The following is a 22252-nucleotide window of genomic DNA, read 5'->3' as shown; positions in this document are numbered from 1 at the left end:
AGCATGGAACCGAACCACAGGAGTGACACGTGACGACACACGAGTACGCCTCCCAGCCGGTCGCGCAGGACAAGCCGGCAGGACTGGGACTGGATGATCACATCTTCAACCGGCTGCTCAAGGAGCGCATCATCTGGTTGGGTTCAGAGGTGCGCGACGACAACGCCAACGCCATCTGCGCGCAGATGATGCTGCTGGCAGCCGAGGATCCCGACCGCGACATCTGGCTCTACATCAACTCACCCGGCGGCTCGGTCACTGCAGGCATGGCCATCTACGACACCATGCAGTACATCCGCCCCGATGTCGGCACGGTTGCCATGGGCATGGCCGCCTCGATGGGACAGTTCCTGCTGTCCTCGGGTGCGAAGGGCAAGCGCTATGCCACCCCACACGCCCGGATCCTCATGCACCAGCCGCTGGGCGGCATCGGCGGCACCGCCACCGACATCAAGATCCAGGCCGAGCTCATCCTGCACATGAAGAAGCAGATGGCCGAGCTGACCGCCGAGCAGACCGGCAAGTCCCTGGAGCAGATCCTCAAAGACAATGACCGTGACCACTGGTTCACCGCTGATGAGGCCCTCGACTACGGCTTCATCGACAAGGTCATCACGAAGTCCGACGACCTCGACGGCGACACCTCGCTCAACGAAGCATAAGGAGACATAGATGACTCGTATCGATCCCTGGAGCACCGCCGGTGCGATGCCGACTTCGCGCTATGTCATGCCGCAGTTCGAAGAGCGCACCCCCTACGGCTTCAAGCGGCAGGACCCCTACACCAAGCTGTTCGAGGACCGCGTCATCTTCCTCGGCGTGCAGGTCGACGACACCTCCGCCGACGACGTCATGGCCCAGTTGCTCGTCCTCGAATCGCAGGACCCGGACCGTGACATCACGCTCTACATCAACTCGCCGGGCGGCTCGTTCACCGCGCTGACGGCGATCTACGACACGATGCAGTACATCAAGCCCGAGATCCAGACCGTCTGCCTCGGGCAGGCCGCATCGGCTGCCGCTGTGCTGCTGGCCGCCGGCACCCCGGGCAAGCGCTTGGCGCTGCCGAACGCCCGTGTGCTCATCCACCAGCCAGCGATGCAGGGCCAGGGCCACGGCCAGGCTTCGGACATCGAGATCCAGGCCGCCGAGGTGCTGCGCATGCGCACCTGGCTGGAGGAGACGCTGGCCAAGCACACGAACAAGTCCGCTGACCAGATCTCCAACGACATCGAACGCGACCTGTTCCTCACTGCCGAGCAGGCCAAGGAGTACGGCCTGGTCGACCAGGTGCTCTCCTCACGCAAGAACGCCTGAGGACAGCCGCCGACAGCGCAGCCTCACCGGCCCGCGCCTCGTGATCGGGGTGCGGGCCGGTGCCGTTCCCGAGGGCGTGGCCAGCAGCCGTAATTCCGCGCCTGGGAACAGGGTGTCACGACACGGGCGGGTGAGGTCGCAGGCGTTGTCCGTGCCGTGTGACATGCTGTTGAGGTACTGAACAGAAGCGGGTTAGGCTGATAGCGTGTGCCCCTTGGAAAGGTTGTGACCGTGGCGCGCAAGAGCGATAGTGCAGATCTTCTCAACTGCAATTTCTGCGGCAAGTCGCAGAAGCAGGTTCGCAAGCTGATTGCCGGTGGCGGTGTCTACATCTGCGATGAGTGCATCGGGCTGTGCAACGAGATCATCGAAGAGAAGCTCAACCAGCCGCTGGCAGAGGTCGAGGAGACCGAGCTGCCCAAGCCACAGGAGATCTACGACTTCCTGCAGGAGTACATCGTCGGTCAGGAGACCGCGAAGAAGGCCCTCGCCGTGGCGGTGTACAACCACTACAAGCGCATCCGTGCCTCCCGCAGTCTCGATGACGACGACATCGAGATCTCAAAGTCCAACATCCTGCTCGTCGGCCCGACCGGTTCCGGCAAGACCTATCTCGCTCAGACGCTTGCGAAGAAGCTGAATGTGCCCTTCGCCGTCGCCGACGCCACCGCCCTGACCGAAGCCGGTTACGTCGGCGAGGATGTCGAGAACATCCTGCTCAAGCTCATTCAGGCCGCTGACTTCGATGTGGAGCGCGCCCAGACCGGCATCATCTACATCGACGAGATCGACAAGATCGCCCGTAAGGCCGAGAACCCCTCCATCACCCGCGATGTCTCCGGTGAGGGCGTGCAGCAGGCGCTGCTAAAGATCCTCGAAGGCACCCAGGCATCAGTGCCGCCGCAGGGAGGGCGCAAACACCCGCACCAGGACTTCATCCAGATCGACACGACCAACGTGCTCTTCATCGTCGCCGGCGCCTTCGCCGGTCTGGAGGAGATCATCTCCTCCCGGAAGGGCAAGCACGGCATCGGCTTCGGCGCGATGCTGCAGTCGAAGAACGACGACGAGGACATCTACAGCCAGATGCTGCCCGAAGACCTGCTGAAGTTCGGGCTCATCCCGGAGTTCATCGGCCGTCTGCCGGTCATCGCCACCGTCTCCAACCTCGACCGCGATGCCCTCATGACGATCCTGACCGAACCGCGCAACGCACTGGTCAAGCAGTACCAGCGGATGTTCGAGTTCGACAACGTCGAACTCGAGTTCGAGCACGAGGCCCTGGAGGCCATCGCCGACCTCGCGCTGCTGCGCGGCACCGGCGCCCGCGGCCTGCGCTCCATCATGGAAGAGGTCCTGCAGCCGGTTATGTTCGATGTGCCCAGCCGCGACGACGTCGAACGCGTCGTCATCACCAAGGACGTCGTCGACTCGAACGTCGCCCCGACGATCGTGCCGCGCAAGGCGCAGCCGGCCCGCCGCAAGAAATCGGCCTGACCCTCCCGCTCGCAGAGGAGTCTGCGCGAGAGCCGGCGTGCACTCGGTAGACCGTTCTGCAGCCGCTGAGCTTTGACTCCATGACGCATAGTGCAGCCATTCAGTTACCGCAGCTGAATGGCTGCGTTATTGCCTCAGGGAGCACCCATGGAACACCTCATCATCAACCGCAGCAATGAGATCGCTGCGTCCGCTCCAGCCGTCTTCGCGCTGATCTCACAGCCCGGATAGTTCATCAACGATGGAGAGCTGCGCGATCACACCGTTACGCGCAGCGATGACCTGGCCTTCGTCACCGCCCCGGTTCATGGCACTTTCGCCATTCACGCCGTCGAGCTCAGGCCTCCGCACTACGCGGCCTCCAGGTGGACAGCCGGTGAGCCGCTCGACGGCCCCGCTGAAGCCGTCGTCGCCAGGGAGCTTCCGATGACGCTCACAGAGTCCTTCATCACTGAAGGATCTGAGGGTGTGACGCTGCGTGTGCGCGAAACCGGATTCGAGAACCTCGATGTCGACGTCATAACCCAGCGGTCCTGCTTCGACGCCAACGACTCCGGCTGGCGAGAGAGCTCGTCCTGGCCAAAGCCGCCCTGGAGCAGACTGCCGGCCCGTAAGCAGGTGCGGAGGCAGGGATGCGATGAGTCGCCGGCGCCGACGAGACAGTGCAGGTCCTGCGCGCGCTGGGGGAGAGCACCAGGCGGGAGCTCATACTCCGGCTCGGGAAGGCTCCGGCATCTGCTTCAAGGCTGCACCACGAACTCAGCATCTTCGCCAGGTCACCAGGAATCACCTGGAGATTCTGCGCGAGGCGGGTCACGTCTCAGCCGAGCGCGGCCGGGCCGTTGTCTATCAGGTGGCACCGGCACGCCCTGGCGGCATCGCTGCCGCGCTCGAAGAGTTCAGCAGGGGCTGCGACCGGCCCCTGGCTGCGATCAGACGAGCCGCAGAGACCGGCGACAGCGCGCAGACTGAGCGACTGTTCTGACCTGTGCTGGCTCAGTACGTCTCTGCCGGCTGAACGACGACGAAGCCCGGACCGTGGAAGCGCATCTGGATCCCCTCACCGGAGCCCCGGCCGAAGAATGAGCCGAGGGTGACATCTGTGTGGATGTCCGGAGCGAGGTTCGCCGACCAGCACACCGCCGCCTGCGGGTCGACGAACGTCGGAGTGCGCGAGCAGTCGAGGACCATCGGCTGGCCCTGCGCACAGATCGCGGCCGTGCCGTGACCGGAGAGCTCAAGGTTGAACAGCCCGGAACCCGAGGTGAGCGCGCCGATGCCGCGCAGCGGCTGGATGTCCCAGCGCAGCGAGGCGTCGAAGGCGAGCATGCTCGACGTGTTGACGGTCAGCGCGTCCTGCGGACCTTCGAGCTGCATCATGAAGATGTTCGCGGCCATCCGGGCGAAGAAGATCTCGCCGTGACCTTCGACCCGCATGAGCTGGCCGCCCTCACCTGTGGCAGCCTTCTTCATGAACTGCCCAACCGAGGTCGAACCCTGGTGCTTGAAGTTGACGTTGCCCTGGTAGGCGACCATCGCACCCTTCGTGGCGATCATCGGCTCCTGCGGGGTCACCACCCCTCGCACCATCCGGCTGGACTGCATCGTCCATCGCTGATTGAGCTCCTGCTCCTGGTGCTGTTTGGCGAAGAGTTCGCTGCGCATCGCTGTCTCCTGGTCGTGCGCGCCGGGCCGGTGCCCGACTGGGGGATATGTAGCTGGGGGCGTGCAGATCGACTGCACGCCCCCAGCTTAAGCCCACATCAGGCTCAGCGAGCCGCTTCAGTGTGGCTGTTCGGCAACACTCACTCGGCGGTCTCGAACTCGACGTCGGCGACCGTGATGTCGTCACCGCCGGCCGACAGTGTCCACGCCTGCACGCGGCCGGCGGCCATGATGTCACTCTCAGCACCCTGTGCGGCGGCGAGCACTGCCTCGGGAACGGTCACGGTCACCGAGGTGATCGGGGTCTTCTGTGAGACCTTCGCCTCGGTCTTCGCGCGGCGCAGCTCGCCGAGCACATCGCCGACGTGCCCGAGAGCCTGAGTGTCGGCGTCGAATACCGGCAGGTCGTCCGCCTGTGGCCAGACAGCTCGGTGAACGGAACCGGACCGCCACCACGACCACACCTCTTCGGTCACGAACGGCATGAACGGGGCGAAGAGACGCAGCAGCACATCGAGGGCGGTCGCCAGAGTCGCGTGCGCCGAGAACTGGCCGGCTTCGCCGACCGAACCGTAGGAGCGGTCCTTGGCCAGTTCGACGTAGTCGTCGGTGAAAGCCCAGAAGAACGACTCGGCGGTGCGCAGCGCATGAGCGTAGTCGTACTCGGCCATGAAAGCCGAGCACTCGGCTGCGGTCTCGCGCAGCGCCGCCAGCACAGCCTGGTCGAGGCTTTCGGTGATGAGGTCGGTGCGGCCGATGAGATCGGCGTGCACACCCTGGGCGAGTGCGAACTTCGAGGCGTTGAGGATCTTCATCGCCAGGCGCCGGCCGATCTGCATCTGCGTGACCTCATAGGCGGTGTCGGCACCGAGCCGGGCCGAACCGGCCCAGTAGCGCACGGCATCCGGTCCGAAGCCGGGCTTGGACTCCTCGAGGATGTCGCTGGGCACGACGACATTGCCCTTGGACTTCGACATCTTCTTGCGGTCCGGATCGAGGATCCAGCCTGAGAGCGCAACCCGGGTCCACGGCACATCGTCGTTCAGCGAATTGGCGCGCACGACGGTCGAGAACAGCCAGGTGCGGATGATGTCATGGCCCTGCGGGCGCAGGTCGAACGGTGCCGTCTGGGACCACAGCTTCTCGTCCCGCGACCAGCCGCCGGCGATCTGCGGGGTCAGCGACGAGGTCGCCCACGTGTCGAGCACATCCGGCTCACCGGTGAAGCCACCGGGCTGATCGCGCTGCTCGGCGGTGAACCCGTCTGGCACATCTGCCTGCGGGTCGACCGGCAGCGAAGCGTCATCGGGCACGATGGGGTTGTCGTAATCGGGCTCGCCGGCCTCATCAAGGCGATACCACAGTGGGATCGCGACACCGAAGTAGCGCTGGCGGGAGATGAGCCAGTCGCCGTTGAGACCCTCCACCCAGTTCTCGTAACGGGAGCGCATGAACGAGGGATACCAGTCGAGTTCCCGGCCGCGGGAGATGAGCTTCTTGCGCAACCCGGAATCGGTGCCGCCGTTGCGGATGTACCACTGCCGGGACGTCACGACCTCCAGCGGCTTGTCGCCCTTCTCGTAGAACGGCACCGGGTGCGTGATCGCCTCCGGCTCAGCGAGCAGATCGCCGGACTCAGCGAGCATCTCGGCGATCGTCCTGCGTGCGGTGAACGTCGTCTTCCCGGCCAGCTGCTCATAGTTGGCCACCGCCTCGGGAGCGGGGGAGGAGACGATCCATTCCGGGACCTCGCGCTGCAGACGGCCATCGCGGGTGATGACCGCGCGGGTGGGCAGCTTAAGCTCACGCCACCACGTGACGTCGGCGAGGTCACCGAAGGTACACACCATGGCGATGCCGGTGCCTTTCTCCGGCTTGGCCAGCTGGTGGGCACGCACGTCGACGGCCACGCCGAACAGCGGGGAGACGACCTGGGTGCCGAAGTAGTCCTGGTAGCGCTCATCATCCGGGTGCGCGACGAGCGCCGCCACCGCCGGGATGAGCTCCGGACGCGAGGTGACGATCACGATCGGCTCAACCGACGTGTCAGCCGTGCCGTCAGCAGCAGCCGGGTAGAACGCGACCCTGTGGTATGCGCCTTCGCGCTCCCGGTCCTCCAGCTCAGCCTGCGCCACAGCGGTGCCGAAGGTGACGTCCCACATCGTCGGGGCTTCCTGCGAGTACACATGCCCGCCGGCGAGGTCCTTGAGGAACGCCCGTTGAGACACAGCGCGGCAGTCGGCGTCGATGGTGCGGTAGGAGTGATTCCAGTCGACCGAGAGGCCCACCGAGCGGAACAGCGCTTCGAACACCTCACCATCGGAGCTGGCGAGCTTCTCGCACAGTTCGATGAAGTTCCGGCGCGAGACCGGTACGAAGTCCCGTGGGTTCCTCGCCGGCTTGGCGGGCGGCGTGAAGCCTGGGTCGTACGGCAGAGTCGGCTCGCAGCGCACTCCGTAGTAGTTCTGGGTGCGGCGCTCAGTCGGCAGGCCGTTGTCGTCCCAGCCGAGGGGGTAGAAGACGTTCTTGCCCATCATCCGCTGATAGCGGGCGATGATGTCGGTCTGGGTGTAGGAGAAGACGTGCCCCACATGCAGCGATCCCGACGCCGTTGGCGGGGGAGTGTCGATCGAGTAGACCTCCTGGCGGGAGGTCTCAGGGTCGAAGGCGTAAGTCTGCTGCTCGGACCAGCGGGAGTCCCACTTGTCCTTCAGGCCTTCGAGAGCGGGTCGGTCCGGGAGGTGCACCGAGTCATGTGTGCGTGAGGCAGGTTGAGTCATACCGGTGATTATCCCCGCACCGCGCAGCCGAACTCAAACCACCGGCGACCAGCGGCTTCATGTCAGGATAGGAGTGTGAGCCCCCTGCCGCCGACCCCGCGCTATGCCGAGAACGCAACGTCGACTGCCTGGATGAACCCGGCCCGCTCTCTGGCGATCCTCTTCGTCGTGGCCATCCACAGTGTCAGCGCCACCGTCGAGACCGATCTGAGCTCCCACGGCGACGCCACATGGTGGTCGGCCAACCTCATCGACGCGACCGCCCGCTGGTCAGTGCCGGTGTTCCTCATGATCTCCGGCGCGCTCGCCCTCGACCCCGATCGCGGCGTGCGGCCACGCGAATTCCTCATCAAACGCTTCTACCGCATCGGCATCCCGCTGGTGGTGTGGACAATCGTCTACATCCTCTTCCGTCTCTTCTACGAAGGTCGCATCCACACCACCTGGAGCCCGATCGCCGCGATCCTCACCGGCTCCCCGTATGTGCAGCTGTACTTCCTATACGTGCTCGCCGGACTGATCCTGCTCACTCCGTTCATGCGGCTTCTGTCGCTGCACGGAACGAAGCGCCTGCAGTGGGGCACTGCCGGGATTCTGCTGGCGATCGGGATGGCCGATCACGTCATCTCGACGTTCTTCGACGTCGGCGAGCCCAACGCCGCCACCCGGTTCCTGCCGCTCATGGGCTACTATGTGCTGGGCTTCGTGCTGCGCGACTGGATCCTCACCCGCAAACAGACGATCCTGGCGTGGCTCGTCTTCTTCGCCTCATACAGTGCGATCCTGGCATGGTCTGCGATCGGGCCGGGGGACAGGCCATGGCGGTTCGCCTACGAATACGTCTCCCCGTTCGTGGTGCCGATGTCGCTGGCCGCCTATGTGCTGCTGCACACTCACATGCGCACCGGCTGGCGGTTCCTCACCAGGATCTACCCGTACTCATTCGGCGTCTTCCTCCTCCACCCGCTCATCCTGTTCCCCATGCGGCAGGTCATCGGCCACCCCAACACGGTCGGCTCTGTGCTGTTCCACGGACTCGTCCTGCCGATCATCTACACACTCATCTGCACGGCCATCACCTGGCTGATGCTCAAGATCCCGTTCGTACGCGGAGCCTTCGGCGCCGGCAAACCGTTCCTCACCCGCGGCTGAGACACCGGGGGAGACCAGCCATGCTCGTGCTCGTCTTCAGCCCGCCGACTGTCGGGACGACGGCAGGCCGGCGCGCGGTCGTTACCGGCAGCGGGAGGACGCTCGCCACCTTGTGCAGGGCCAGGCCTGCGGCAAGGATGGAGACGACACCACATCCGGCTCATGAGGAGATGCCACGATGACGACCCTGCGCGCAGTAGTGACCGGAGCCAGCTCCGGGATCGGAGCAGCCACCGTCCGCCGCCTGACCGCCAGCGGCTGGCACGTCACCGCAGTCGCCCGCCGAACCGAGAAGCTCGCCGCGCTCGCCGACGAGACCGGGTGTACTGTCATCACCGCCGACCTCACCAGTGATGACGACGTCGCAGCGATGGCTGAGCAGGTCATCGCTGCAGGCCCTGTCCACGCTCTCATCGCCAACGCGGGCGCTGCCTACGGTCATGCAGAGATCGCCGACGCCGCGGTGACCGACTGGCAGAAGACCATGGACATCAACGCGTTCGGACTGCTGCGCAGCATCAACGCCCTGCTGCCTGCTCTGACCGCCTCGGGGCGCGGAGACGTGCTCATCATGGGCTCGACCGCCGGACTCGTCACCTATGAGGCAGCCGGTGCCTACACCGCCTCAAAGCATGCGGTGCATGCCATCGCGCAGACCCTGCGACTCGAGCTGGCGGGCAGTCCGGTGCGCGTCATGGAGATCGCCCCGGGCATGGTCAGGACTGAGGAATTCAATCGTAAGCGCTTCGGTTCACAGGAAGCCGCCGACAAGATCTACGAGGGGGTCGAGAATCCCCTGACGGCTGAGGACATTGCCGACGCGGTGGACTGGATGCTCAGCCGCCCGCATCACGTCAACGTCGACCTCATGGTCGTCCGGCCGCTTGCCCAGGCCGCCCAGCACAAGGTGGCCCGCCACCAGGGGCTGTGAACCGGTATTCCTCTGCGACGAAAGCCGTAACGACGCTGAGCGCGCCCCGGTGTGGCCTGGAAGCACCCGCCCGGCGGCGCATCCGCAACCGCCGGGCCGGGTGACGAGAGGAACCGATGTTGCACGCAGCCCTGGAGACACACCCGGGCACCGCCCCTGCCACCGGCTGGCGCTGGCGCGGCATCGCCCGAGCCGCGGTCCTGTTCGCTCCTTCAGCGCTGTTCCTCGCCGGCTGGTTCTCCTCACTGCCGCCACAGGGCGCCCTCGATGCCGGGCTGCGCGCGCTCACCGTGGCGCTCTTCGTGCTCGCTGCCGGCCGCGGCCCCCGCATGCATCCGGTGCGGGCCCGGTTTCTGCTCGTCGCAGCGGCGCGAATCATGGCCGCCGCCGAATAGGCCCGGCATGTCCACCTCTCCGGCGCCACGGAGCTCGACGTGTCCTTCGCGCGGGGGGTACACGGGCGTGCTTCTCGTCATGCTGCTGATCGCGGCAGTTCGGTTCATCCGCGACCGCCGTGCACACACCGCTGCGGCAGCTGCTGACACCGCCGAGCCCGCCGCCCCCCCAGCCGCGCGGACTGAGCCGGGCAGCGGAGCTCGGCAACCCACCGGTGCAGTTCGGAATCTGCATGCATCTGCGCTAAGATGTCTCCTGCGACGATCCGGCCATCACCGGGGAGCATCCGGAAGAACAGGCACCACTCCAGACAACTGGAACCGGTGCCCCACTAGACCCGGACGGGTAGGCCCGTCACAGCCTGGAAATGAGCGATCGGAGAGCTCCCACGCCCACCCGGGTCACGCCTCGGCGGCGGGAAGAACTCCGATAAGCGAGGTGGTACCGCGGCGGAAGCGTCGTCCTCGTCACCGGACCGCCGACCGCATCAAGGACGCTCATGACCGATCAGATCTATCCCAAGCAGAAGACCTCCGCTGCAGGCCTGACCGCATCGCCGTCGTTCCCTGCCATCGAAGACGACGTGCTGCGCTTCTGGAACGCCGACAACACCTTCCAGGCGAGCATCGACCAGCGTGAGGCCGGTTCCGAGGGCCAGAACGAATTCGTCTTCTACGACGGCCCGCCGTTTGCCAACGGCCTGCCGCACTACGGCCACCTGCTCACCGGCTACGTCAAGGACGTCGTCCCGCGCTACCAGACGATGCGCGGCAAGCGCGTCGAACGCCGCTTCGGCTGGGACACCCACGGACTGCCCGCCGAACTCGAAGCCGAACGCCAGCTCGGCATCACCGACAAGTCCGAGATCGGTGACATGGGCATCGCCCGCTTCAACGAAGTGTGCCGCTCCTCGGTGCTGACGTACACGAAGGAGTGGGAGGAGTACGTCACCCGTCAGGGCCGCTGGGTAGACTTCGACAACGACTACAAGACGCTCAACGTCGAGTACATGGAATCGGTCATCTGGGCGTTCAAGCAGCTGTGGGACAAGGGCTACGTCTACGAGGGCTACCGCGTCCTGCCGTACTGCTGGAAGGACCAGACGCCGCTGTCGAACCACGAGCTGCGCATGGACGAGGAAGTCTACAAGTCCCGCCAGGACCCCGCGGTGACGATCGGCTACAAACTCGCCGACTCCGATGAGTACGTCGTCATCTGGACCACCACCCCGTGGACTGTGCCGAGCAACCAGGCGGTGGCCGTCCACCCGGACGTCCAGTATGTCGCGGTGCGTCCCGGGCCCGAGGCGCCGGCTGAGCACCTGCGCGGCATCACCCTCATCATGGCCAAGGACCGGGTGGCCGCCTACGCGCGCGAGCTCGGCGAGGACCCCGAGGTGGTGCGCGAGATGACCGGCACCGATCTGCTCGGCCTGCGCTACGAACCGCCCTTCGGGTACTTCGAGGGCCGGCAGGAGGAGTTCGGCGAGGCGATGCACTCGATCCTCGCCGCCGACTTCGTCACCACCGATGACGGCACCGGCATCGTCCACCAGTCACCGGCCTTCGGTGAGGAGGACAAGGTGCTCACCGATGCCGCCGGGATCCACGCCGTTCGTCCCGTCGACGACGCCGGCTGCTTCGAAGCCCCGGTTACCGACTACGCCGGCCAGCAGGTCTTCGAGGCGAACAAGGCGATCATCCGCGACCTGCGCGACCACACCGGCCCGCTGGCCGGACGTTCGGCGCTGCTTGTGCGGCATGAGACCTACGAGCACTCCTACCCACACTGCTGGCGCTGCCGCACCCCGCTCATCTACCGGGCGGTGTCCTCGTGGTTCGTCAAGGTCACCGACTTCAAGGACCGGATGGTCGAGCTCAATGGGCAGATCAACTGGGTGCCGGAGAACGTCAAGCACGGCCAGTTCGGCAAGTGGCTGGAGAACGCCCGCGACTGGTCGATCTCTCGCAACCGGTTCTGGGGGTCGCCGATCCCGGTGTGGGTCTCGGACAACCCCGAATACCCGCGCACCGACGTCTACGGGTCGCTGGCCGAACTCGAAGCCGACTTCGGCCGGCTGCCGCTCAACGACAAGGGCGAACCGGACCTGCACCGGCCATGGATCGACGACCTCACCCGCCCGAATCCGGATGATCCGACCGGCCAGTCGACGATGCGCCGCGTGCCCGATGTCCTCGATGTGTGGTTCGACTCCGGTTCGATGAGCTATGCCCAGGTCCACTACCCGTTCGAGAACGCCGACTGGTTCGAACACCACTTCCCAGGCGACTTCATCGTCGAGTACATCGGCCAGACCCGCGGCTGGTTCTACACCCTCCACATCCTTGCCACCGCAGTGTTCGACCGCCCGGCCTTCCGCAACTGCATCAGCCACGGCATCGTGCTCGGCTCCGATGGGCAGAAGATGTCCAAGAGCCTGCGCAACTACCCGGACGTCAACGAAGTCTTCGACCGCGACGGCTCCGATGCGATGCGCTGGTTCCTGATGTCGAGCCCGATCCTGCGCGGCGGCAACCTCGTCGTCACCGAGCAGGGGATCCGCGACGGCGTGCGCCAGGTGATCCTGCCGCTGTGGAATGCTTGGCACTTCTTCGCCACCTACTCCAACAACGCCGACGGAGATGCCGGCACCCGCGGCTATGCCGCGCAGCCGCGTCACGAGTCCACCCGCGTGCTCGACCGCTACCTCATCGCCAAGACCCACGACCTCATCGTCGACTTCCAGCAGGCGATGGACGACTACGACGTGTGGGCGGCCTGCGAACTGGTCCGCGAGCACCTCGACATGTTCACCAACTGGTACATCCGCCGCTCGCGGCGGCGCTTCTGGGAGGGCACCGCCGAAGTGCGGGAGTCCTTCGACGTCTTCTACACCTGCTTCGAGGCGTTCCTGCGTGTGGCGGCCCCGCTGCTGCCCTTCACCGCAGAGGAGATCTTCCGCGGGCTCACCGGTGAGCGCTCCGTCCATCTGGCCGACTACCCCGACGCTGAGGCTTTCACCGCCGATGCCGATCTCGTCACCGCGATGGACCGCACCCGTCAGGTCTGCTCGACCGGCTCCTCGCTGCGCAAGGCCAACAACCTGCGTGTGCGCCTGCCGCTGGCCTCCCTGACGGTGGCCACCGATGAGGAGCTCGGCGCCGACTTCCGGTCGATCATCGCCGATGAGCTCAACGTCCGGGACGTCACCGTCATGGGCGTCGACCAGGCCGCTGCCGCCGGTTTCACCTTCGAACAGAAGCTCACCGTCAACGCCCGCGTCGCCGGCCCGCGCCTGGGCAGGAACGTGCAGGCGGCGATCAAGGGCTCGAAGGCCGGCGACTGGTCAGTCGCCGATGACGGCACCGTCACTGCCGGCGGGATCGAGCTCGAGGAAGGCGAATACACCCTCGACGAAGTCGCCGACGCCGGGGCAACGAGCGCTGCCCTGGCAGCGATGGATCGCGGCTTCGTCGCCCTTGACATCGAGGTCACCGACGAGCTGCGCGCCGAAGGCGTCGCTCGTGATGCGATCCGAGCGATCCAGAACGTGCGCAAGCAGCTCGACCTCGACGTCGCCGACCGGATCACGGTGCTGCTCTCGGCCCCCGAGCAGGTCCGTGCGGCCGTCGACTCCCACCGCGACATGGTTGCCGGTGAGGTGCTCGCCGTCGAATTCGGCACCACGAGCGAGCGGCTCAGCGGTGAGGAGGTCTTCACCGCCGGCGAACTCGCCTCCGATGCGGCCGTCCAGGTGAAGCGCGCATGAGCGAACACGACCCCGTCCACGGCACTGACGCTGCAGACATTGGGCCCGATGGCACCGAGGTGCCGCAGCTGCCGGATTTCGAGGACAGCCCGCTCGTCCCACTCGTCCCCGACGACCCGGACGCAGCCGAGGTCGATGCGCTCGTCGCCGCCTCCCAGGGCGACGATGAGCCCGAGGCCGCTGTGCCCGCTGAGGCACGCGGCACCTCGGCGCTGGCCCGCGTGTACTCCGCGCTGCTCTCCCGGCAGGGGGAGACACAGGTCGAGCGCCGACTCGATGCGACCGAACGAGCCTGCCGACTGCTCGGCGACGTGCACAAGAGCGCTCCGGTCGTCATGCTCACCGGCACCAACGGCAAGTCCTCGACGGCGCGGATGGTCGATGCGATCCTCTCAGCGGCCGGGCTGCGGGTCGGGCGCTTCACGAGCCCGCACCTGCACCGGGTCACCGAACGCATCGCCGTCGACGGTGAGGAAGTCAGCGAACGCGTCTTCGTCGATGCCTATGACGCTGCCGCTCCGATCCTGGAGATGGTCGACGCGGAGCTCGTCGCCGCCGACCGTCCGAAGCTCACCTTCTTCGAAGCGCTGACGGTGCTCGCCTTTGCGATCTTCGCTGAGGCGCCCGTCGACGTCATGGTCATCGAGGTCGGGATGGGCGGCGAATGGGACTCCACCAACGTCGCCGATGCCGCCGTGTGCGGTTTCGCGCCGATCGGCTATGACCACCAGGCCTACCTCGGTGACACGCTCACCGAGATCGCCGCGACGAAGGCGGGAATCCTCAACCGCTCGATCGACCCGACTCCGTCCCCAGACCCGGTGGCAGTCATCGCAGGGCAAACTGCGGAGGCCGCCGAGGCGCTGGCAGTCCAGACAGCTGCACGGGGTGCGCCTGCGCTGTGGGCGGGGCAGAACTTCGGGTTGCGCGGGCGCGAACGCGCCGTCGACGGCCAGCTCATCGACGTGCAGGGACTCTACTCCGGATACCCGGACCTGTTCCTGCCGCTTCACGGGGAGCACCAGGCGCACAACGCCGCCTTGGCGATCGCCATGTGCGAGGCGTTCCTCGCCGATGCCGACAAGCCGCTGAACAGCGAGATCGTCGCCGAGGGAATGTCCCAGGTGACCTCGCCGGGACGCGCGGAGATCCTGCGCACCGAACCGACGATCCTCGTCGACGGGGCACACAATCCCGCCGCAGCCGAGGTGCTCGCTGACACGATCGACGAGGCGTTCGACTTCGAATTCGTCGTCGCTGTCGTCGCGATGTTCGCCGACAAGGACCCGCACGGAGTCCTCGAATACGTCCACCGGTTCGCCGACCGCATCGTCGTCTCCGAAGCGCTCTCTCCGCGAGCCCTCGAACACGGCGAACTCGCAGCAGCTGCCGCTGAGTGGTTCGACCCGGAGGACGTCACCGACACCCCCGACCTCAACGCTGCTCTCATGGCCGCGATCGACCTGGTCAACAGCCAGGACAGCCGGCACGCCGGGATCGTCGTGACCGGTTCGCTGCTGACCGTCGCCGAGGCCCGCACACTGCTGGGCAAGGGAGGCATCCAGTGACCGCCGAGCATCCGAACGCCGCAGGACGGGACAACCCGGGACCCAAGCCCGACGGGCCGCTGAAGTCGAAGCTGCCGGTGCTGTGCGGTTCGATCCTCATCTCAGAGATCTGCGTCGTCTACTTCGCCGGTCTCACCGGCATCGGGCTGAAACCGGTCAGCCTGCCGCTGCTCATCGCCGGCGTCGCAGTCATCACCGTTGTGCTGCTGGCCGCAGCGATCCTGCTGCCCCGCCGGATCGGCCAGAAGCGCCCTGGCATCCTGCTCGGGTGGATCGGTCAGGTGCTCATCGTCGCGTGCGGATTCGTGCTGCCGGCGATGTTCTTCATCGGTCTCGTCTTCACCGGCCTCTACGCGGCCGCCGTGTACTGGGGCAAGCGCATCGACCGCGAGGTCGTCGAGTACTTCAGCACCGGCGGGGGAGAAGCCACCACCTGATACCCGCGGTGTGAGCTGATTCTCACCGGCCGGGTGCGCCCGGTGGTGATGCAATAGACTGGCACCGCATTGCCCTGCTCGGCGCACGGAACGTCGACTGATGACGAAGGAGAACCTGGTGACCGAACGCACGCTCGTGCTCGTCAAGCCAGATGGTGTGCAGCGCGGCCTCATCGGCCAGATCATTGCACGCATCGAAGCCAAGGGATACAGCATCGAGAAGCTCGAGCTCGTCCACGCAACCGCGGAGCAGCTCGCCGCCCACTACGAAGAACACGAGGGCAAGCCGTTCTACCAGCCTCTCGTGGACTTCATGTCCGAAGGACCGCTCGTCGCACTCGTGGCCTCCGGCCACGGCGTCATCCCCGGATTCCGGTCACTGGCCGGAACCACCGACCCGACGACCGCTGCACCGGGCACCATCCGCGGCGACTTCGCCCGCGACTGGGGTGTCAACGTGCAGAAGAACCTCGTCCACGGTTCCGACTCCGAGGAATCAGCTGCACGCGAGATCGCCATCTGGTTCCCAGAGGACTGAGACAGACAGCTTCGCAGACAGATTCGGGGTGGGACGCGCACAGCGCATCCCGCCCCGACGTCGTTGCCGAGTGCTTCAGAGCAGCCCGGAGAAGAACGTCCAGAACTTCACGATGATGAGCCCGTAGACGATGCACATCCACAGCACGCCGATGAGCAGCGCATGCTGGGCGAACACACGGGCATAAGGACTGGCCGTCACGCCGGCGCCGAAGAAACCGCGCAGCGCCGCATACCCGGTCACGACGCAGAACATCGGAATCGTCACCGTCCACACCACGATGCACCACGGGCAACCGACACCGATGGCGAAGATCGAGGTGTAGAAGAGGTACATGCAGAACAGCGCACCCGCCCCGAGACCGGCAGCCAGGCCCGTCCACAGCCAGCCGGGGAGTTCGACCCGGGCAAGGACGAGCACTCCGAACATGAGCGGCACGACGAAGGCCACGATGCCGAGGAACTGATTGGGAAATCCCAGCAGCTGTGCCTGCGGGTACTCCATGACCGACCCGCATGAGAAGAACGGGTTGAGATCGCACGACAGAGTGATGCCGGGATTCTCCAGCTTGCGCAGCTTGTCGATCGAGAGCAGGAACGACATCCACAGACCGATGACCGATCCGATGATGAGGAAGATCCCGAAGGGCAGCCGGCGCAGGAACCATGCATCGGCAGCCGGTCCGGCTGCAGGGGATGAAGCAGGGGAGGACGCCGCAGGACGTGTCTGGGCAGGAGGAGTATTCACCCCAACAGCATGCCGTGTCGGTTCGGTCCGCGACAAGTGTGCCCGGATGCCGAGGCTGATCTGCCCACAGTTGAACCTGCGCCGCTGCAGGACGGCACACTGTGCCTGTGACATAATGATGATGGCGACAGGCTGAACACACCCGGCCAGTTGCCCGCTTCCACCGAGCGGAGGTCTGACTCCCGCAGGTCAAAGCTGAAGCGGCACATGCGTGCCACCGCGCTGACGCAATTCGCGCGAGCCCATGTGTACCCACAGTTTTTCTGCCCGCCGGCACGGCTGCGACGCCGCGAGACGGGCACCGCCATCGCCCATGGCGCAGCTGGAAGGTGTGCCGGCTGCGGTGGGCAAGGAGCTCTATACAGATGAATCATGAACCCGAGGATCAGCAGAATCCGACAGAGGGCATTCTCGCCGATCTCGAAAACCTGCGTGCGCAGTCCGAAGCCAAGCGCACCGAAGACGACGCCAGCTCACGCGATGACGCACTCGCCGTCCTCGACGAAATAGCCGAAAAAGCCGAATCGCTGCGCGCCGGTCAGAGTGACGCAGCCGATGACGACGACAGCGCCGATGAATCCGATGCTGCCGAGGAGCAGACAGCACCTGCAGCCACTCGCCGCAAGGGCTCCGGGCTTCCAAAGTCAGCGCGTTCGGCTGTCGCCAACCGCGGCCTGATCTTCGAATCCTACGTCGGTGACTCCACCGAGGACGATGACGACGACTCCGACGACGATGATGACGACACCCCAGCACAGCAGGCCGTCACCCTTGACGTGCGCAACCCGTTCTCGTTCGGGTTCAATGCCGCGCGGGAGGAAACGGATGACGAGCCGCTGCAGCCGGTGAGCGTTCCGGCCGGCGGTGGCCTGCTGTTCCAGACCCCGCAGGCAGAGCTCGGTCAGCAGGTCGATCCTGACTGGACCCCGGATGACGACGACGATGATGATGACGACGACACGGATGACAGCGATCGTGATGACCGCTCTGACCGTGACGACGACAGCGATGACGACCAGCCGCGCCGCCGCCGGCGCGGAGGACGGGGCAAGCGCTCCCGCGGCCGAGGCGGTCAGAACGACGGCGACTCCGGTTCCGATAACGACAACCGCGGCAGCCGCCGCCAGCGCGGCGACGACAGCGACTCCAGCCAGGACGACAACAGCAAGTCCGACGACAGTACCGACTCCGGCAGCCGCGGCAGCCAGAATGACCGCGATGATCAGAAGCAGGACCGCAGCGACGATTCCGGTGACTCTGACGACGACTCGAGCAGCTCGCGCCGTCGTCGCCGTCGCCGCAGCCGGTCGGGCTCCGGCTCCGGCAGCGGCACCAGCGCCTCGGAAGTCACCGGCGTCAAGGGCTCAACCCGCTTGGAGGCCAAGCGCCAGCGCCGCCGTGAGGGCCGCGAAGCAGGTCGCCGCCGCCCGGTGATCTCCGAAGCGGAGTTCCTCGCACGCCGCGAATCCGTTGAGCGCACCATGCTCGTCCGCGACCGCGACGACCGCACCCAGCTCGTCGTCACCGAAGACGGCATCGCCGTCGAGCACTACCTCAGCGAGTCGAAGGCCCAGGCCTCGCTCATCGGCAACGTCTACCTCGGCAAGGTGCAGAACGTGCTCCCGAGCATGGAGGCTGCCTTCGTCGACATCGGCAAGGGCCGCAACGCCGTCCTCTACGCCGGTGAAGTCAACTGGGATGCCCTCGGTATGGACGGCAAGCCGCGCCGCATCGAGCTCGCGCTCAGCCCCGGCGATTCCGTGCTGGTGCAGGTGACCAAGGACCCGATCGGGCACAAGGGCGCGCGCCTGACTGCGCAGATCTCCCTGCCCGGCCGGTTCCTCGTCTACGTGCCCGGCAACGACATGACCGGCATCTCCCGCAAGCTGCCGGACAACGAGCGTCAGCGGCTGAAGAAGCTGCTCAAGCAGATGGTGCCCGAATCCGCCGGCGTCATCGTCCGCACCGCCGCCGAGGGCGCCTCGGAGACCGAGCTCGGCCGCGACATCGAGCGGCTGTCGAAGCGCTGGGCGTCGATCGAGAAGAAGTCGAAATCGACGAAGACGACTGCCCCGCAGCTGCTGTACAAGGAACCGGACATGATCGTCCGGATCATCCGCGATGTCTTCAACGAGGACTTCAGTGCGCTCGTCGTCGACGGTGATGAGTCCTGGGAGACGATCCACGAATACGTCGAGGCTGTCGCCCCCGACCTGCTCGCGCGGCTGAGCCGCTACGAGGAGGACGGTGACATCTTCGATCACTACCGCGTCAGTGAGCAGATCGACAAGGCCCTGCAGCGCAAGGTCATGCTGCCCTCCGGTGGTTCCCTCGTCATCGACCGCACCGAGGCGATGACGGTCATCGACGTCAACACCGGAAAATTCACCGGCTCCGGCGGCAACCTCGAAGAGACGGTCACGAAGAACAACCTCGAAGCAGCCGAAGAGGTCATCCGCCAGCTGCGGCTGCGCGATATCGGCGGCATCATCGTCGTCGACTTCATCGACATGGTCCTCGAATCCAACCGCGACCTCGTCGTGCGCCGGCTCGTCGAGTGCCTCGGCCGCGACCGCACCCGCCACCAGGTCGCCGAGGTGACCTCCCTGGGCCTCGTGCAGATGACGCGCAAGCGGATCGGCACGGGCCTGGCCGAATCGCTGGCTGCCGCCGGCGAGGACCTCTCCGGGCGCGGACTCGTGCTGCCGGGCACCGAGGAGGACGGCTCGGCGCGCAATCAGTACAAGTCGCGCAAGCGCCGCGGCCAGGACATCCGCCGTTCGAACAAGGACGCCCAGTCGCGCGAGGACGAGGAGAAGCAGTCCGCCTCACGCTCAGCTGTCGCTGCGATCGCCAAGGCGACGCTGAAGTCCGATGACGATGCGGAGGCCGCGAACGACGCGAAGGCGAACGCTGAGAACCAGGCGAAGGCCGAGGATCAGGCGAAGGCCGATCCGCAGGCCGGCGATGCCGGCGAGCAGGCGAAGGCCGATGAGCAGAAGAGCGACGCCGATGGCCAGTTGCAGCGCGGCAGCGGCTCCTCACGCTCGCGCCGGTCGCGCCGGGCGAAGAAGCAGGACGCCACGCAGGCTGAAGCCAAGCAGGCCGAGGCCGATCAGTCTGATGCCGCGCAGGAGAGTGCCGGCGCATCTGACAGCGCAGCTGCGGACGCCAGCACCGGCAGCCAGGACGCCAGCACCGCTGACACCGCCGAGGCGGGGGAGCAGAAGCAGAAGCGCAGCCGCTCCCGCCGCTCGCGCAAGCCTGCCGAGCCGAGCGGTCCGGCTCCGCTGATGATCGGTGCCGACGCTGAGACCCGCGTGCAGGAGGCTCCTGTGCAGCGTGCTCCGGTCACTCAGGAGCCGGCGCAGGAGGAGGCGCAGTCCACGCGCACAGAGCCTGCGCAGCAGGCCGAGGAGAAGAAGGCCGAGGAGAAGAAGGCCGCGGCGCCTCCGATCCTCATCATCGGCGCCGACGACTGAGCGCACGACGCAGCCGGCGGCGCTGAGCTCAGCGAAGGGCTGACGCAGCTGCCGACCCACGCGTGACAGTGCCCGCTTCCGCATCTGTGCGGAGGCGGGCCCTGTCGCATGCTGCTGCCCCGCCGACCACGAGCGCAGAAACCCGAATCCAGCCTGCCGGACAAAAGTATTCCCTGGTCAGAGCGCTGTCAGCGCCGCACTCGCGGATCGTCCAGCCCCTTTGCTCTGGTTCTGCGCAGAGGCGTCTCAGCGGTGCTCAAAGTGTGATGCAGATAACGGTTGTGTAACTGAATGTTCCATGAGGGCCGTTAGCTGTTGCGATGGTCCGCGAATTCGTGGAACTTATTGCTTCATGAGCACCTTTGTGAGCGCCGCCACACTCCTACCTCTGGCGGCAAATGCGTCCATCGAAGAAAAGGTCGACGGCATCCTTGCTCCGTTCGTCGACCGTTTCGAAACAGTCATCTTCTACCCCATCTCGATCGGAGCAGTGTCGTTCCCGATCGTCGTCGCCTGGCTGATCATCGCAGCCTGCGTCTTCACCATCTACTTCGGCTTCATCCAGTTCCGCGGATTCGGCGTCGCGCTCGAAGTTGTGCGCGGCAAGTTCTCCTCCAAGGACGACCCGGGTGAGGTCACCCACTTCCAGGCACTGTCCTCGGCAGTCTCGGGCACGGTCGGCCTCGGCAACATCGCCGGTGTCGGTGCCGCGATCGCCATGGGCGGTCCGGGTGCCGCGTTCTGGATGGTCGTCGCCGGTATCCTCGGCATGGCCACGAAGTTCGTCGAGTGCACCCTGGGCGTCAAGTACCGCGAGATCGACCAGGACGGCGTTGTCCACGGTGGTCCGTTCAAGTACCTGCCCATCGCCTTCAAGTTCCTGAGCCGCCCGGTCGCAAAGGCGCTGACCGGCGTGTTCGCCATCGCCATCCTGCTGTTCGGCGTCGCCGGCGGCGGTATGTTCCAGGCCAACCAGACCGTCGTGCAGATGCAGAACTCCGCCGGCGGTGCCGACGGCCCGCTCGGCGACGGCATGGTCCGCCTCTTCATCGGCATCGGCATCGCACTGCTCGTCGGCCTCGTCATCATCGGCGGCATCAAGTCGATCGGCAAGGTCACCGACAAGCTCGTTCCGGGCATGGCGATCTTCTACGTCGTCTCCTGCCTCATCGTCATCCTCGGCAACATCGGCTTCGTCCCGACCGCCATCGGCATCATCATCAGCGGCGCCTTCAGCCCTGAGGGCATCGCCGGCGGCGTCGTCGGTGTCATGATCGTCGGCTTCCAGCGCTCGGCCTTCTCCAACGAGGCCGGCATCGGCTCGGCACCTATCGCCCACTCGGCGGTCAAGACCCGCCGCCCGGTCTCCGAGGGCTTCGTCGCCCTGCTCGAGCCGTTCCTCGACACCGTCATCGTCTGCCTCATGACCGCCCTGACGATCATCATCGCCAACCAGCCGTCCTACAGCGAGGCCATCGAGACCACCGCTGCCGGCGGCTCGGTCGACGGTGTCACCCTGGCCTCGGATGCGTTCTCGACCATCACCGGCTGGTGGCCGATCCTGCTGACCGTCGCGGTTGTGCTTTTCGCCTTCTCCACCCTCATCACCTGGGCGTACTACGGCGAGAAGGCCTGGCACTACCTGTTCGGCCGCCGCAAGGCCACCGATCTGGTCTACCGCCTCATCCTCATGGCGTTCATCGTCATCGGATCGGTCGCATCGTTCGGCAAGGTCATCGCATTCGCTGATGCCGCGCTGTTCATGTGTGCCTTCATCAACATCCTCGGCCTCTACATCCTCATGCCTGTCGTCAAGCGCGAGATGAAGCAGTACCTCGCCGACCGCAAGCACGGCAAGCTCTACGAGCTCGGTGCTGAGGACGAGGTGCACCTGGAGGAGATCCGTCAGGACCAGGGCCTGAAGTGACCACCGCCTCGGCGCTGGCGAGCACCTGACCGGCACCGAGCCCGAC

15 protein-coding genes are annotated in these 22252 nt (G+C 66.0%); 12 read left to right on the top strand and 3 right to left on the bottom strand.

Going from position 1 to position 22252, the window contains the following annotated elements; genetic code table 11:
- The first annotated feature begins 29 nt into the window (after positions 1-29).
- The 3 genes from M3C25_RS09065 (at position 30) to clpX (ending at position 2814) form a co-directional block, all read left to right on the top strand.
- Positions 30-662: an ATP-dependent Clp protease proteolytic subunit gene (locus M3C25_RS09065; RefSeq protein WP_165883104.1), complete on the top strand. Its 633-nt coding sequence runs from the start codon at positions 30-32 to the stop codon at positions 660-662.
- A 10-nt stretch (positions 663-672) separates the two neighbouring features.
- Positions 673-1317 (top strand): ATP-dependent Clp protease proteolytic subunit, encoded by a 645-nt coding sequence (locus M3C25_RS09060; protein ID WP_259856022.1) that lies wholly within the window; start codon positions 673-675, stop codon positions 1315-1317.
- A gap of 231 nt (positions 1318-1548) precedes the next feature.
- A complete protein-coding gene (gene clpX / locus M3C25_RS09055) occupies positions 1549-2814 on the top strand; it encodes an ATP-dependent Clp protease ATP-binding subunit ClpX (RefSeq protein WP_259856020.1) in 1266 nt (421 codons plus the stop codon).
- A gap of 996 nt (positions 2815-3810) precedes the next feature.
- Here clpX and M3C25_RS09050 read toward each other — a convergent pair.
- Positions 3811-4479: an AIM24 family protein gene (locus M3C25_RS09050; protein ID WP_259856018.1), complete on the bottom strand. Its 669-nt coding sequence runs from the start codon at positions 4477-4479 to the stop codon at positions 3811-3813.
- Positions 4480-4619: 140 nt separating this feature from the next.
- On the bottom strand, positions 4620-7259 hold the full coding sequence (gene valS / locus M3C25_RS09045) for a valine--tRNA ligase (RefSeq protein WP_259856015.1): 2640 nt from the start codon (positions 7257-7259) through the stop codon (positions 4620-4622).
- Positions 7260-7334: 75 nt separating this feature from the next.
- On the opposite strand from valS, the gene M3C25_RS09040 reads away from it, so the two are divergent.
- The 7 genes from M3C25_RS09040 to ndk all read left to right on the top strand — a co-directional run bounded on the left by M3C25_RS09040 (position 7335) and on the right by ndk (position 16050).
- Positions 7335-8411 carry an acyltransferase gene (locus M3C25_RS09040; RefSeq protein ID WP_257994973.1) on the top strand — a complete coding sequence of 359 codons (1077 nt, stop codon included), beginning with the start codon at positions 7335-7337 and terminating at the stop codon, positions 8409-8411.
- A gap of 178 nt (positions 8412-8589) precedes the next feature.
- Complete coding sequence (locus M3C25_RS09035; protein WP_102159782.1) at positions 8590-9342, top strand: SDR family oxidoreductase; 753 nt, start codon at positions 8590-8592, stop codon at positions 9340-9342.
- Between the two features lie 116 nt (positions 9343-9458).
- Positions 9459-9737: a hypothetical protein gene (locus M3C25_RS09030; protein ID WP_259856013.1), complete on the top strand. Its 279-nt coding sequence runs from the start codon at positions 9459-9461 to the stop codon at positions 9735-9737.
- Positions 9738-10237: 500 nt separating this feature from the next.
- Positions 10238-13507, top strand: coding sequence for an isoleucine--tRNA ligase (ileS, locus tag M3C25_RS09025; RefSeq protein WP_259856011.1), 3270 nt, complete (start codon positions 10238-10240; stop codon positions 13505-13507).
- Positions 13504-15075 (top strand): bifunctional folylpolyglutamate synthase/dihydrofolate synthase, encoded by a 1572-nt coding sequence (locus M3C25_RS09020; protein WP_259856009.1) that lies wholly within the window; start codon positions 13504-13506, stop codon positions 15073-15075. The genes ileS and M3C25_RS09020 overlap by 4 nt, the downstream gene beginning before the upstream one ends.
- Positions 15072-15512, top strand: a complete 441-nt coding sequence (locus M3C25_RS09015; protein ID WP_257994974.1) for a DUF4233 domain-containing protein — start codon at positions 15072-15074, stop codon at positions 15510-15512. Before M3C25_RS09020 ends, M3C25_RS09015 begins: the two co-directional genes overlap by 4 nt.
- 100 nt (positions 15513-15612) lie before the next feature.
- On the top strand, positions 15613-16050 hold the full coding sequence (gene ndk, locus M3C25_RS09010) for a nucleoside-diphosphate kinase (RefSeq protein ID WP_170273974.1): 438 nt from the start codon (positions 15613-15615) through the stop codon (positions 16048-16050).
- Between the two features lie 75 nt (positions 16051-16125).
- Here ndk and M3C25_RS09005 read toward each other — a convergent pair whose 3' ends face one another.
- Entirely contained in the window at positions 16126-16797 is a 672-nt protein-coding gene (locus M3C25_RS09005; protein ID WP_257994976.1) for a vitamin K epoxide reductase family protein, read from the bottom strand.
- A 365-nt stretch (positions 16798-17162) separates the two neighbouring features.
- On the opposite strand from M3C25_RS09005, the gene M3C25_RS09000 reads away from it, so the two are divergent.
- Positions 17163-20279, top strand: coding sequence for an Rne/Rng family ribonuclease (locus M3C25_RS09000; RefSeq protein ID WP_259856006.1), 3117 nt, complete (start codon positions 17163-17165; stop codon positions 20277-20279).
- Between the two features lie 352 nt (positions 20280-20631).
- Positions 20632-22206: an alanine/glycine:cation symporter family protein gene (locus M3C25_RS08995; RefSeq protein ID WP_259856004.1), complete on the top strand. Its 1575-nt coding sequence runs from the start codon at positions 20632-20634 to the stop codon at positions 22204-22206.
- The last annotated feature ends 46 nt before the right edge of the window (positions 22207-22252 follow it).

The organism is Brevibacterium luteolum, from assembly GCF_025147615.1.
Classification (GTDB): domain Bacteria; phylum Actinomycetota; class Actinomycetes; order Actinomycetales; family Brevibacteriaceae; genus Brevibacterium; species Brevibacterium luteolum.
The sequence above is the reverse complement of the archived record's forward strand: the minus strand, read 5'-3'. Positions and strand labels throughout refer to the sequence as shown.